The 13,823-nt window shown below is 61.9% G+C and carries 14 protein-coding genes; 8 read left to right on the top strand and 6 right to left on the bottom strand.

The window, feature by feature from the left end; translation table 11 throughout:
• Positions 1-50: 50 nt before the first annotated feature.
• From gatA to AEYBE204_RS0120455, 4 genes are all read right to left on the bottom strand, one after another.
• The gene (gene gatA / locus AEYBE204_RS32665) at positions 51-1,535 is read right to left on the bottom strand and encodes an Asp-tRNA(Asn)/Glu-tRNA(Gln) amidotransferase subunit GatA (RefSeq protein ID WP_023462785.1); all 1,485 of its coding nucleotides are present in this window, start codon (positions 1,533-1,535) and stop codon (positions 51-53) included.
• A gap of 18 nt (positions 1,536-1,553) precedes the next feature.
• Entirely contained in the window at positions 1,554-1,841 is a 288-nt protein-coding gene (gene gatC, locus AEYBE204_RS32660; protein ID WP_023462784.1) for an Asp-tRNA(Asn)/Glu-tRNA(Gln) amidotransferase subunit GatC, read from the bottom strand.
• A 157-nt stretch (positions 1,842-1,998) separates the two neighbouring features.
• Positions 1,999-2,373, bottom strand: a complete 375-nt coding sequence (locus tag AEYBE204_RS32655) for a UrcA family protein (RefSeq protein ID WP_023462783.1) — start codon at positions 2,371-2,373, stop codon at positions 1,999-2,001.
• A 445-nt stretch (positions 2,374-2,818) separates the two neighbouring features.
• Positions 2,819-3,688 carry a class I SAM-dependent methyltransferase gene (locus tag AEYBE204_RS0120455; RefSeq protein WP_023462782.1) on the bottom strand — a complete coding sequence of 290 codons (870 nt, stop codon included), beginning with the start codon at positions 3,686-3,688 and terminating at the stop codon, positions 2,819-2,821.
• A gap of 113 nt (positions 3,689-3,801) precedes the next feature.
• On the opposite strand from AEYBE204_RS0120455, the gene ruvX reads away from it, so the two are divergent.
• From ruvX to dprA, 8 genes are all read left to right on the top strand, one after another.
• Positions 3,802-4,272 (top strand): Holliday junction resolvase RuvX, encoded by a 471-nt coding sequence (gene ruvX, locus AEYBE204_RS32650; RefSeq protein ID WP_023462781.1) that lies wholly within the window; start codon positions 3,802-3,804, stop codon positions 4,270-4,272.
• Between the two features lie 112 nt (positions 4,273-4,384).
• Positions 4,385-5,323 (top strand): AEC family transporter, encoded by a 939-nt coding sequence (locus AEYBE204_RS32645; protein ID WP_023462780.1) that lies wholly within the window; start codon positions 4,385-4,387, stop codon positions 5,321-5,323.
• 86 nt (positions 5,324-5,409) lie between these two features.
• Positions 5,410-6,453: an NAD(P)-dependent alcohol dehydrogenase gene (locus AEYBE204_RS32640; RefSeq protein WP_023462779.1), complete on the top strand. Its 1,044-nt coding sequence runs from the start codon at positions 5,410-5,412 to the stop codon at positions 6,451-6,453.
• Between the two features lie 122 nt (positions 6,454-6,575).
• Positions 6,576-8,729 (top strand): family 16 glycoside hydrolase, encoded by a 2,154-nt coding sequence (locus AEYBE204_RS32635; RefSeq protein WP_081724705.1) that lies wholly within the window; start codon positions 6,576-6,578, stop codon positions 8,727-8,729.
• Positions 8,730-8,770: 41 nt separating this feature from the next.
• Complete coding sequence (locus AEYBE204_RS32630) at positions 8,771-9,766, top strand: aspartate carbamoyltransferase catalytic subunit (protein WP_023462777.1); 996 nt, start codon at positions 8,771-8,773, stop codon at positions 9,764-9,766.
• A gap of 241 nt (positions 9,767-10,007) precedes the next feature.
• Entirely contained in the window at positions 10,008-11,306 is a 1,299-nt protein-coding gene (pyrC, locus tag AEYBE204_RS32625) for a dihydroorotase (RefSeq protein ID WP_023462776.1), read from the top strand.
• A gap of 13 nt (positions 11,307-11,319) precedes the next feature.
• The gene (gene plsY / locus AEYBE204_RS32620; protein WP_023462775.1) at positions 11,320-11,958 is read left to right on the top strand and encodes a glycerol-3-phosphate 1-O-acyltransferase PlsY; all 639 of its coding nucleotides are present in this window, start codon (positions 11,320-11,322) and stop codon (positions 11,956-11,958) included.
• Complete coding sequence (dprA, locus tag AEYBE204_RS32615) at positions 11,959-13,107, top strand: DNA-processing protein DprA (protein WP_023462774.1); 1,149 nt, start codon at positions 11,959-11,961, stop codon at positions 13,105-13,107. It begins immediately after the preceding gene.
• Positions 13,108-13,111: 4 nt separating this feature from the next.
• Here the strand turns inward: dprA and AEYBE204_RS32610 are convergent, their stop codons facing one another.
• On the bottom strand, positions 13,112-13,498 hold the full coding sequence (locus AEYBE204_RS32610; RefSeq protein ID WP_023462773.1) for a hypothetical protein: 387 nt from the start codon (positions 13,496-13,498) through the stop codon (positions 13,112-13,114).
• A gap of 52 nt (positions 13,499-13,550) precedes the next feature.
• Positions 13,551-13,742, bottom strand: a complete 192-nt coding sequence (locus tag AEYBE204_RS32605) for a hypothetical protein (protein ID WP_155908402.1) — start codon at positions 13,740-13,742, stop codon at positions 13,551-13,553.
• Positions 13,743-13,823 lie beyond the last annotated feature (81 nt).

Below are 13,823 nucleotides of genomic sequence, written 5' to 3'. Positions count from 1 at the left end.
CCGGAGGCGTATCATTATTCCAGCGACTGATCATCCCGCGAACAGGGGGACTACCACCACTTCGACGGCTTGTGCGTGAAGCCCGCGGCCTTTTCCAGAACGGCGGCGATCGCGAGCGTCGTGCCTTCGTCCAGTGCCTTACCGATAACCTGCAAGCCCAGCGGCAAACCCTTCGAATCGAGACCCGCCGGGACCGACAGACCGGGCAGACCGGCCAGGTTCGTCGTCACGGTGAACACGTCGTTGAGATACATAGCGACCGGGTCGGCGGCCTTGGCCGTGTCGCCCAGTTCGAACGCGCTCGACGGTGTGGCGGGCGTCAGGATGACGTCGCAGCTATTGAACGCATTGGTGAAATCCTCGGCGATGCGGCGGCGAACCTTGAGCGCCTTGACGTAATAGGCGTCGTAGAACCCCGCCGACAGGACGTAGGTACCGATCATGATGCGGCGCTTGACCTCCTTGCCGAAGCCTTCCGAGCGCGACAGCTCGTAGGTGTCGGTCAGGCCGGTCGCGGCCTCGGTGCGGTGACCGAAGCGCATCCCGTCATAGCGCGCGAGGTTCGACGAGGCCTCCGCCGGGGCGACGATATAGTAGCACGGCAGGGCGTATTTGGTATTGGGCAGAGAGATACGGACGATCTCGGCCCCGGCGTCTTTCAGCCAGGCGATCCCCTGCTCCCACAGCGCGTCGATTTCCGCCGGGATGCCGTCGAGGCGGTACTCGTCGGGGATGCCGATGCGCAGGCCCTTGACCGACTTCCCCACGAACGACGCAAAGTCCGGCAGATCGACCTTAAGCGAAGTCGAATCCTTCGTGTCGTAGGAACACATGGATTGCAGCATGATCGCCGCGTCTTCGACGGTCTTGGTGATCGGACCGGCCTGATCGAGCGACGAGGCAAACGCCACCATGCCGAAGCGCGAGGCGCGGCCATAGGTCGGCTTGATCCCGACCGTGCCGGTGAAGGCGGCGGGCTGACGGATCGAACCGCCGGTATCCGACGCCGTGGCGGCCAGACAGAGGTCGGCGGCGACCGCCGAAGCCGAACCGCCCGAAGACCCGCCCGGCGTCAGGGCGGCGTTCGAGGCGTTCGACTTCCACGGATTGGTCACCGGGCCCCAGTGCGAGGTCTCGTTCGACGAGCCCATGGCGAACTCGTCCATATTGAGCTTGCCCAGCATGACCGCGCCGTCGTCCCACAGGTTCTGGGTGACGGTCGATTCGTACGGCGGGATGAAGGTGTCGAGGATGCCTGAACAGGCCGTCGTGCGCACGTCCTTGGTGCAGAACAGATCCTTGATCCCCAGCGGCGCGCCTTCCAGCGCGCGCGCCTCACCCGACGCGATGCGGCGGTCCGACTCGGCCGCCATGCCCCGCGCCTTGTCGAAGGTCGTCAGGACATAGGCGTTGAGCGCCGGATTGGCGGTCTCGATGGCGCCGATAAAGGCCTCGGTCAGTTCGGTCGAGGAGATTTGCTTCGACGTCAGGCCGTCGAGCGCGCCCTTGAGCGTCAGTTTGGTCAGATCGGTCATGACTACTCCACCACCCCCCTATTCTACGACTTTTGGCACGATGAAGAAACCATCGACGGTCTTCGGGGCGTTTTTCACCACATCGGCGACCTTATCGCCGTCGGTGACGACGTCGTCGCGCAGGGGTTGGGTCATCTCGATGCACGAGGTCATGGGCTGGACGCCCGACACATCGACCTCGTTGAGCTGCTCGATCCAGCCCAGAATGCCGTTCAGTTCCCCGGCGAGGCTTTCCAGCCGCTCGTCGGATTCACGCAGGCGCGACAGGCTCGCGACCTTGCGCACGGTTGCCACGTCGATGGCCATGCGGAGACTCCTTATTATCAGGTTCTCCGGTTAGCGAGCGCGCGCCGAATTGGCAAGGGCAAACGTCCTCGAAACGACGAAGTTGACATGTCCATTAAACAGAAACGGCGCACCGAATGACCGGCGCGCCGTGACTACAATGACCTTTACAGCGCCTTTACTTGGCGGCGTATTGCTTCTTGTCTTCGGCCAGCTTGGCCTTGGCCATGATCGCCTTTTGCGCGCCCAGACGTTCGGCGTGATGCAGCGACAGGGCCGGCTGACCGGCGTCGATCACCGCCTGATCGAGCGCCATGGCAGCGCAATCGACGTCGTTGACGCCATTGGCACGACCGTGGGTGCGGGAGTCGCAGACATAGGCTGCCGTGCGGCGCAGGCGGTTATAGGCGCCGTTCACCTCGTCCGGGTTGCTGAAGTCGACGTTTTTCAGCGACACATTGGCCGCGACGAAGGGCGTTTCGGCGTGAGCGACGGTCCCGGCGGTGACCAGCGACAGGGCAATAAGCGCGGCGGTAAGCTTGGCATTCAACATGGGGGTTTCTCCGTATTTCAAATTGATGACAGTAACTGAACTCATGAATAAACAAATACACAAACGTTTCGGCAATTGCGAACGGTTTATTATTAAATCTTGGACAGACATTAACTTCGTTTCATGAATTAAATTTAGTTTACTTTGTGACAGAAATTTAAAACGTTTCTGAAGAAATTAAAATTCGCGCCACACCTTGCGAATCAACACTTTTTGAAAATTAAAAATCTGTCATCATTACTTAAAGTTCATCTTGCAAAGAAAAGCCGCACCCTGATGCTATGTCCCCCTCAGACGCAACGGATTAGCCGGTGCGCGCAGACAGGCGCGCCGGCCTTACCGGATATGAATGTGGAGAGTCCGGCAGTGTCGAACGACTCTAGGCCCACCGCGCGGTCGCGCCAGGGATCAGGTCATTGGCAGGGAGATGAAAATCCGGCGCGTCTTACGCGTTTTTACGCAGCAGCCAGATATCCTGATAGATGCCGTCCCGCTCACCAACACCAACAAAGACCTCGACGCTGAAACCGCGCGACAAAACCTCGCGTACATAGGCATCGGGGTGAAAGGCATTGCACAGATTCATGCCGCTGGCCTCTTCGAACCGTAAAACCAGCTCACCGCGATCGTAAGCCGCCCCCTCAACGTCGTTAAGCCCGGCGCGAAAGCTGTCGCCATGCGTCGTGACCAGCACATAGCCCCCCGGCTTGCATATCCGATGGAGTTCCCGCATCCATGCCACCTGAAGGTCCGCGGCCAGATGGGTAAACACCGAAATCGAGTAGATAAGATCGAAACGATCATCGGCATAACCCAGCGGAGGCGCGGCCTTGTTCAGCGAAAGACCGGCAAAGGGCAGATTGCGCCGACACCAGTCGTACAGACGCGGATTATAGTCCGTACCACTGACTTTGAGGCTTGAGCCGTGCGCATCAATAAGCTTGGGCCAATGCCGCAACACCCGCCCGCAGCCGCAGCCGAAATCCAGTATTTCATCAAAGGTTTCGACGGCGGCGCCGCGTGAGGCGACGGTATCGCGGATCGTTTCCAGCATCGTGGCGCCGAAGCTCAGGAACCAGCCGACATGTTGCGTCCCAGCGACCATCACCCGCATATCGGGCGGCGGCAATGGCAAGCCGTCCGCGACCTCTTGGGCGGGGTCACGCTTTTGCCCCCACACTTCCTTGGCCGCCACAATATGCTCATAGGCGCGAAAGCCATGCCTTATAAGGCCGAGACGACGCAGGACGGACGCTGCCGATCGAAATGTGCCTTTTTGCTTGAGCATTGCCCAGTACTGATCGATGCGGCCCATATGATCTCTTTATGATGCGGTGCACCTATTAATACGGCTTGAATGGGTATGGCAAGACAACGCCTGTGGCAAAAGCTTGACTCGGCCGCCTGAAAAAAGCCAAACCGCACATCATGGCCATTCTCGATATTACCGATCTCAAATCCGTCCTGCCGCCGCGCACCGGTCTGTTGGGGCTCGACCACGGCGAAAAAACCATCGGCGTCGCCGTCAGCGACATCGGTCTGAGCATCGCCTCGCCGCTGGAGTTGATCAAAAAGTCGAAGTTCACGCTGGAAGCCGAGCGCCTGTTCGCGCTCATGGAGCGGCGCGAGGCGTCGGGCATGGTCATCGGCCTGCCGGTCAATATGGACGGCACCGAGGGGCCGCGCTGTCAGTCGGTGCGCGCTTTCGCCCGCAATCTGCTGCGTCTGCGCGATATCCCCATCACCTTCTGGGACGAGCGCTGGTCGTCGTCGGTGATGAACCGCTTCCTGATCGAGGAGGTCAACCTGACCCGCGCCAAGCGCGCCGAGGTCATCGACCGTTCCGCCGCCGCCTATATATTACAGGGCGCCTTGGACCGGATCAGGGGCGCGCAATGAACCATTTTCGCGCCCTACAGGGCCCAAGCGGGCCCCGGCGACCGTTCGCCGCCCCCAATATTTTGGAAATTTGGGAGGTGTCCGCGCAGCGGACTAACCGTGAGCGAAATAAATGAGCCCGGACCTGTTTATCAACGGCATCCTGCCGGTCTTTCTGCTGATTGCGCTGGGCTATATCCTTAAGGTGTCCGGCTTTCTCGCGCCGTCGGTGTGGGGGCCCATCGAGCGCATCGCCGTCTATGTCTTCTATCCGGGCTTTCTGATCCCGGCGATCTGGCACGCCGATCTGTCGGGCCTGTCCGCCGGGCCGATCAGCCTCGCCGTGACCGTATCGTTCTTTATTTCCGCCGCCATCGGTTTCGGCCTCAAGCCGATCCTGCACCTGTCGGGCCCCACCTATACCAGCGTCTTTCAGGGCCTGATGCGTTTCAATTCGTTCGTCTTCCTGCCGATCGCTACCGCGATCTTCGGGCCGGACGCGGTGAGCCTCGCCGCCGTCGCCATGAGCGCGCTCATCCCCTTGAGCAACATGGCCTCGATCCTCGTTCTGGCGCGCTGGGGGGAGCCAGAAGGCGGCACCAACGACCGCTCGGTCCGGGCGCTGCTGGCGCGACTGTTCACCAATCCGATCTTCCTGTCGTGCCTGATCGGGCTGGCGCTCAACTTCCTCAAGGTCAATCCGGTCGCCTTCATCGAAAAAGACCTCAAGATGCTGGGCGACGCCGCGATCCCGACCGGACTTATTCTGGCCGGAGCCGGGCTCAACTTCACCTATATCCGCAGCAAGCCCTACCTCGTCACCGCCGTGTCGATGTTCAAGATCGCCGTCGTGCCGCTGATCAGCTGGGGCCTGTGCCGGCTGTTCGGCGGCGACCATCTGGCGCAGGGCGTGGCGCTGTGCTGCGGGGCGGCCCCGTGCGCCGCCGTCGCCTATGTGCAGGCCCGCCACATGGGCGGTGACGCGCCCTTGATGGCCGGGATTGTCGCCCTCACGACGACGCTAAGCCTGATCACCCTGCCGATTTTGCTGTGGTTATACCATCTGGTGTAGTTTCAACAGAAATCGCGACACCTTCTCTGGCACGGCAACATTCCCACCCTATATGCGGTGGACCTATCAGAGAGAGGTACTCCCCCATGACACTCGCGAAAGCCTATGCGGCGCTTGAACCCAAAGCCCCGCTCGAACCCTTTACGTTTGAACGCCGCGCCCCGAACGAAGACGATGTCGTGATCGACATCCTCTACAGCGGCGTTTGCCACTCCGACATCCATCAGGTCCGCGACGAGTGGTTCCCCGGCATCTATCCTCAGGTCCCCGGCCACGAAATCGTCGGCCGCGTTCGCGAAGTCGGCGCAAAGGTCACCAAATTCAAGGAAGGCGACGCGGTCGGAGTCGGCTGCTTCGTCGATTCGTGCATCCATTGCCAGACCCGCGATGTGGATACCGAACAATACCGCGTCGACGAGATCGTCGTCACCTATAATGGCCGCGACCGCGACGGCCTGCCCACCTATGGCGGCTATTCCGACCATATCGTCGTCAAGGAAGGCTATGTCCTTAAGGTGCCGGAGCACCTGCCGCTGGATGGCGCGGCCCCGCTCCTGTGCGCCGGGATCACCCTGTGGTCGCCGCTGAAACATTGGAACGCCGGTCCGGGCAAGAAGGTCGCCATCGTCGGCCTCGGCGGCCTCGGTCATATGGGCGTCAAGCTGGCCCACGCGCTGGGCGCCGAAGTCACGGTCCTCAGCCAGTCTCTGGCCAAGAAGGACGACGCGCTGGCGCTGGGGGCCGACCACTACTACGCCACCAACGACGCCGAAACGTTCAAGACCCTGGCCGGGTCGTTCGACCTGATCATCAATACGGTGTCCGCACCGATCGACTGGAACGCCTATCTGGGCCTGCTCAAGATCGACGGCACCATGGTTCTGGTCGGCATCCCTGAAAATCCGATCCCGGTCCACGCCTTCTCGCTGATCATGGGCCGCCGGTCGCTGGCGGGCTCCAGCATCGGCTCGATCAAGGAAACGCAGGAAATGCTCGACTTCTGCGGCGCGCACAACATCGTCTCGGATATCGAACTGATCGACATCCAGAACATCAACGAAGCCTATGAGCGCGTCATCAAATCGGACGTCCGCTACCGCTTCGTCATCGACATCGCGTCGTTGAAATAACTCGCCAACCGTAGTGAAGCACGTCAGCCCGGTCACGCGTGACCGGGCTTTTTTATCTGGCCCTCATTCGAAAAATTTATAATATAATTCTAAGCGTCACAGAGAACGCTTTGGAGGAAACCATGTCACTATCCCGGCGATTCTATTTGCTGGCGACCGCGTCGGTCGCTTTGTTCGCCTCCGGCAAGGCCACAGCGCAAACCGCGACGCACACGGTCAGGCTGGACGGCACGGCGGGCGGCAAGCGCTTCGACGGCATCGGCGTGGTCAATGGCGGCGGCGCGACCTCGGTCCTGCTCAAGGATTATCCGGAACCACAGCGGTCGCAAATCCTCGACCTGCTCTACAAACCGAAATTCGGCGCCTCGGTCAGCGCCCTGCTGGTCGAAATCCCCGGCGACGGCAATTCGACGCAAGGCTCCATGCTCAGCCACATGCACACCCGCGACGACCTGAATTACGGGCGCGGCTACATGTGGTGGATTCTGAAGGAGGCCAAAAAGCGCAACCCGAAACTCAGCCTCGACGGCACGGCGTGGAGCGCACCCGGCTGGATCGGCGATGCCGGAGAGCATTTCGACAAGATCGGCAAGAACGGCAATGTCGAATTTTTCTCTCAGGATGCGGTCGACTATTACATCAAATGGCTTGAGGGCCTGCGCACCGTTCATGGCCTAGAATTCGACGCCATCGGTGTGCGCAACGAAAAGGGCGTCAGCTACGGCTTTGCCAAGGCGCTGAAAAAGGGCCTGATGACGCGCGGCTTCGAAAAGGTGAAACTGCACGCCTTCGACAACTGGCCCAAAGACAAGCTAGACTTCGTACCGGATCTGCTGAACGACAAGGAACTGCGCGATTCGATCGACATCATCAGTGCCCACACCTTCACCAACTTCAAAAATACACCCGAGGTCATCGCGGCGGCCGAGCAAATGGGCAAGCCGATCTGGAACACCGAGGACCACGTCTACCTCAAAGGGTTCGACTGCACGATCGGCATCGTCAAGGCGTTCAACCAGAATTTCATCGAAAGCGGCGCGACCAAGGTCGTCAACTGGTACGATATCGCCGGGGTCTATCCGACCGAGCCTTACCCCGAAGACCCGGCCACCGTGCTGGCCTGGGAGCCGTGGAGCGGCCACTACCGCGTCCGCGAGGCCTTGTGGGGCTATGCGCACTATGGCCAGTTCAGCGAAATCGGCTGGACCTATCTCAACGGCGGCAGTGGCGAGCTGCCTCAGGGCGGCTCCTATGTGACGCTGAAATCCCCCGGCGAAGACTACAGCGTCATCATCGAGACCAAGGGCGCGAAGGGACCGCAAACCCTTAGCCTGTTCATCGGGAACGGCCTGTCGTCGCAGCCCCTCTGCGTGTGGAAAAGCGACACCAAAGTGCAGTTCATCCGCCAGCCCGATCTCCAGCCGCATAATGGCGTGGTCAGCCTGACGCTGGAGCCCGACGCCATCTATTCGCTGTCGACCACGACGGGGCAACAGAAGGGCAGCTTTGCCGACATCCCGGCTTCGCAGCCCTTCCCCTTCCCCTATCTTGAGACCTTCGACGGTTACGACGCCCGGGCGCACGGCTACCTGCCGCGTTATACCGCCGATATCGCCGGGGCGTTCGAACTGACGGCCCGCCCGGACACAAAAGGCCAGTGCCTGCGTCAGGTCGTACCCGTACCGACCATTTCGTGGGCTCCGGACTGGCAACCCTATACGATCCTCGGCGACGCGGCATGGACCGACTATGAAATCAGCGCCGATGTCTGGCTTACGGAAGGCGATACGGCGGGCGTCATGGGCCGCATCACCCATGTCGGCACCGGCTACGGCTTCATCCCCAAGGGCTATTATCTCGAACTGAAGGACAGCGGTGACGTCCGGCTGATCGCCATTCGCGGCAAGAAAAACCCGAAGGAGGTCGTCGGCGACGCCGAGCAGCAGCGCCTGATTGCGGCCGGCAAGTTCGAAGGCGACGGCGGTGAACTGGTGTTCGGTACGGCAAAGGTCAAGGCCCGTGCCGGTCAATGGCACCGACTGACCCTGCGCTTCGAAGGCCAGACGATCACCGGCCTGATCGACGGCAAGGCGGCGGTGACGGCCACCAACGCGCTTTATGACAAGGGCATGGCGGGGCTTCTGGCCGGGCAGGACAAGACGCGCGTCAGCCGCCCCTACTTCGACAATGTGCTGATCAACCGGGTGAAGGGCAAAACGCCTAAACCGGCCATGGCACAGGCCCGTCAAACCGCGATCTACGCGAAGGGCGGATAGCCCCTTCCCTCGACCCGAGTCGTCGGCTATAGCACGGCTTTATGACACGCATCGCCGCCACCGATCCGCAGGTCCTGCTGGAGATGATCCAGTCGCGCCTGTTCGCCTTCCCCAAGCGCCACTTCAATGCCGCGCAGGATCTCGATCCGCCCGACATTCTGGCCCTGCTCGATCTGGCCGATGTCTTCGTCGATCTCAACCGGCGCACCAACAAGAAGCTCGACCTGCTCAAAGGCCGGACGCAAGTCAATCTGTTCTTCGAGAACTCGACGCGGACCATGTCGTCGTTCGAACTGGCCGGCAAACGCCTTGGGGCCGACACGGTCAATATGAACCCGCGCACGTCCAGCGTCGCCAAGGGTGAGACCCTGATCGACACGGCGGTGACGCTCAACGCCATGAAACCCGATCTGCTGGTGGTGCGCCATTCGGCGTCGGGTGCGGCCGAGCTTCTGGCGCAGAAGGTCGGATGCAGCGTCATCAATGCCGGGGACGGTCAGCATCAGCACCCGACCCAGGCCCTGCTCGACATGTTGTCGATCCGCCGCGCCTTCGGGCACGTGGACAGCCTCACCGTGGCCATCTGCGGCGACGTGGCGCATTCGCGCGTGGCGCGCTCGAACGTCATCCTGCTCAATGCGATGGGGGCCAATGTGCGCCTCGTCGGGCCGCCGACGCTCATTCCCGGCGATGCCGATCAGTGGGGCGTCGAGGTCTATCACGACATGCGCGAAGGTATTGCCGGGGCCAATGTGGTGATGATGCTGCGCCTTCAGCTTGAACGCATGGACGGGGCCTTTATCCCCTCGACGCGCGAATATTTCCGCTATTTCGGGCTCGACCGCGAAAAGCTGGCCGTGGCGGCCAAGGATGTGCGCGTCATGCACCCCGGCCCGATGAACCGCGGCGTCGAAATCGACTCGGAAATCGCCGACGACCTCTCGATCTCGCTCATTCAGGATCAGGTCGAGATGGGCGTCGCCGCGCGCATGGCCGTGCTGGCCAGCCTTGCGGCGCGTCTGGAGACCGACCGATGAGTCTCCTTTCTTATACCTCCCCAACTTGTTGGGGTATAGCGCCAGCGAAAGTACAGCTTTCGCAAGCGATGGGACCGCACGAGCTTGCGAAGCAAGTGAGATGTGGTGGTGGGGGCCAGCGCTTCACGTTCAACGCGCAGAGGGTGAACCATCGTGAGCGAGCCCCCCTCCGTCTGCTTCGCTTCGCTTGCAGCCACCTCCCCCGGCACGCCGGGGGAGTAGGAACCGAGGGCATACAATCATGAAACAATCCCAAGCCATCGCCCTTGTGAACGCCCGTCTGATCGACCCGGCCAGCGGCTACGACGGCCCGGGCAGCCTGATCATCGCCGAGGGCCTGATCGCCGAAGTCCTGCACACGGCGCACCTGCCGTCGGGCTCCGCCGACATGAAGGTCATCGACTGCGACGGTAATGTCGTCTGTCCGGGCCTGATCGACCTGCGCGTCAAGACCGGCGAACCCGGCGCCGAGCCCAAGGAAACCCTCAAATCCGCCTCGCGCGCCGCCGCCGCCGGGGGCGTGACAAGCATGGTCGTTCAGCCCGACACCGACCCGGTGATCGACGAACCGGCCATGGTCGACTTCATCCTGCGTCGCGCCCGCGACATCGAACTGGTCCACGTCTACCCGGCAGGCGCCGCCACCAAGGGCCACAACGGCAAGCAGATGGCCGAGATCGGCCTGATGTCGGAATCCGGCGCGGTCTATTTCACCGATGTCGAACACCCGATCGTCAATTCCAAGGTGCTGGCCCGCGTGCTGGCCTACGCCAACGGGTTCAACGCCCTGATCGCGCACCGGCCCAAAGAGCCGTGGCTGTCGGACGGGGCGGTCGCCACCTCCGGCGAAATGGCCGCGCGCATGGGTTTGTCGGGCGTATCGGCGCTGTCGGAACGCATCGCGCTGGAACGCGATCTCGCGCTGGTCGAACTGACCGGCGCGCGGCTTCTGGTCGATCAGATCACCACCGCCGGGTCGGTCAAGGCCATCAAACAGGCCAAGGCCAGAGGCCTCGACGTCTATGCCTCGACCTCGATCAACCATCTGGTGTTCAACGAGATCGACATCGGCGATTACCGCACCTTCTACCGCCTCGACCCGCCGTTGCGCTCCGAAGACGACCGCTCGGCGCTGGTCGATGCGCTGGCCGACGGGGTGATCGACGTTGTGGTGTCGAACCACACGCCCCTACCCGCCGAGGACAAGCGCCGCCCGTTCAGCGAAGCCGAACCCGGGGCGATCGGCTTGCAAACCCTGCTGCCCGCCCTGATCGGCCTGCACCACGACCGCGAGATCCCGCTGATCGACCTGCTGCGCACGGTGACCCACAATCCGGCGGCCCTGATCGGGCTCGATGCCGGGCGTCTGGCCGTCGGGGCCCCTGCCGACCTTATCCTCGTCGATATCGATGCGCCGTTTTCATTGCGCGAAAGAGACATCTTGTCAAAATCGAAGAACTCCCCCTTTGAAAACCGCACGTTGCAGGGCAAGGTGGAGCTGACACTGGTAGACGGTCGAATCGTTTACCAAAGCGCTTAGGATTCTGCTCCCCATGACCGCCCTTCCCGCGTGGACCATCTATGCCCTGTCGGCCCTCGGCGGTTATCTGCTGGGCTCGATCCCGTTCGGCGTCCTGACCACGAAACTGGCCGGGATCAATATCCGCGAGGTCGGTTCGGGCAATATCGGCGCGACCAATGTCTTAAGAACGGGCCGTAAGGATCTGGCGCTGATCACCTTTCTGGGCGACACCGGCAAGGGTGCCGCCGCCGTCGGTCTGGCCTTCGCACTTCTTTTGAGCCTCGATCAGGCCACGCGTCAGGTCGGCATGGCTTTGGCGGGCGGGGCGGCGTTCCTCGGTCACCTGTTCCCGGTATGGTTGCGCTTCAAGGGCGGCAAGGGCGTGGCGACGTTCCTCGGCACCCTGTTCGCCGCCGCCTGGCCGATGGGGCTTCTCGCCGCCGGGACGTGGTTGCTGACGGCGTTTATCTTCCGCATCTCGTCGTTGAGCGCGCTGGTCGCGGCGGCCCTGATCGCGCCGCTGGCGATGGTGTTCGATCAGCCGCACGCCTTTATCGTCATGGCCCTGTTCATGGCGGTGCTGATCTATGTCCGCCACCGCGACAATATCCGCCGTTTGCTCAAGGGCGAGGAACCGAAAATCGGCAAGAAAAAGAGCGCCGAAGCCTAGATGCTCGACCGGGGGGATCAGGAGCATTTCGGACGCATACCGCCCTGCACCGATGAGGCCGAACGCTTGGCGCGGCTGCAACTGGCGCGCACCCACCGCATCGGACCGGTCAATTTCCATCAATTGATCCTGCGCTTCGGCAGCGCGCTTAAGGCCATCGAGGCCCTCCCCGTCATCGCGAAACGTGCAGGCGGCGCGCTGCAACCGGCCAGTCGCGACGCCGTGGAGGCCGAGATCGCGCGCGGCACCGCCGCCGGTGCGCGTCTGATCGTGCTGGGCGATCCGGCCTATCCTAAATTATTGGCGGAAATTACCGCCGCGCCGCCGGTCCTGTGGGTGCTGGGCTCACAAGCCGCCTTCCCTACCCGCGCCATCGCCATCGTCGGCGCGCGCAATGCCTCCGCCGCCGGCAGCCGCATCGCGCACACCCTCGCCAAAGACCTCGGCGAAGCGGGCTTTTTCGTCGTGTCGGGTCTGGCGCGCGGGATCGACACGCAGGCCCATGCGGGCAGCCTCAAGACCGGCACCGCAGCGGTACTCGGCGGCGGGGTCGACGACATCTATCCGCCCGACAATGCCGACCTCTACCAATCGATCAAGGCCTATGGCGCGCTGGTGTCGGAAAGCCCGGTCGGCTATCGCGCCCGTGCCGGAGACTTCCCCCGCCGCAACCGCCTGATCAGCGGCCTGACGATGGGCACCATTGTCGTCGAGGCCGAACTGCGCTCGGGTTCGCTGATCACCTCGCGACTGGCCAACGAACAGGGCCGCGAGGTCTTCGCCGTGCCGGGTTCGCCGCTCGATCCGCGCTGCCGTGGTCCTAACGACCTGATCCGCCAGGGCGCGACCCTGTGCGAGACCGCCGAAGACGTGATCCGGACGCTGGACGGGCAGATGTCGCTGTTCGAGCCCGCACCGGCAACCGTGCCGTTACACGCGGTGACGCCCCTGCACGATATGGATATGGATAAGGCGGTCGATTCCCTGCGCGACCGGCTGCTCGGCCTGATCAGCCACGTCCCCGCCCCGCGCGAAGACCTGTTGCGGCTGGCCAACGCCCCGGTGCACATCGGCTTCGCGGCCTTGGGCGAATTGGAGATTGCGGGCCTGATCGTCACCACGAACGATGGGCAATATGTCAGGGCATAAATAGTCAGCCGTGACAGTCCACACCCAATGCCCGCTTTGACGGGACATAGATTATATCGATAAAATCACACCCGCCGTCGAGGATTATCGGCAGGTCTGCGTAGTTGGCAACTATGTGTACGCCCGGTTTCCATCTTCTGTCAGGATAGAGGCGTGCATAGACACTGTAAACTATACCTTTTTCCTGAGCATAATAACGCCCGTACTTCTCCTTCGACTCGGCGTCTTCCGGCATGACGACACGGGCCTCGATATAATCGATCGCGGCCTTCATTTCGCTAACCGAAAGCGGCGGGCCTTCGAAAGCGCTGATCGGGATGTCTTGTTGCGCAAGGCTTGTGACCGGCGCAAACGACAGGACCAAAGCCAGACATGCAATCTTTAAACGCATAGCGCCCCCGCCTTCGATTGAGGCAGGAATCTTATCACACGCGCGGCTAGCCTCAAACCCCGCGCGTCTTCTTATATATCTTGCGCAGGGCGTCCCTGAGGGCCGGATTACCGATCTGTTCGGCCAGAACCGACAACTCCACCGCCATCTCGCCTATATAGTTCAGCACCCCCTCACGGTGTATTGCCGCGTCGATCGGTGGATTACAGCCTTTGCTGGTCTCGGTCTCAGGAATATCGCTCATGCTTGCCCCACTAAACGCAATAGACGAATATAATAACAATTTAACCATGAGTTGCAATTGAGAAATTCGCCTCTGCGTTGA

The organism is Asticcacaulis sp. YBE204 (assembly GCF_000495855.1).
Taxonomy (GTDB): Bacteria; Pseudomonadota; Alphaproteobacteria; order Caulobacterales; family Caulobacteraceae; genus Asticcacaulis.
This window is presented reverse-complemented; position numbering and strand designations above follow the sequence as displayed.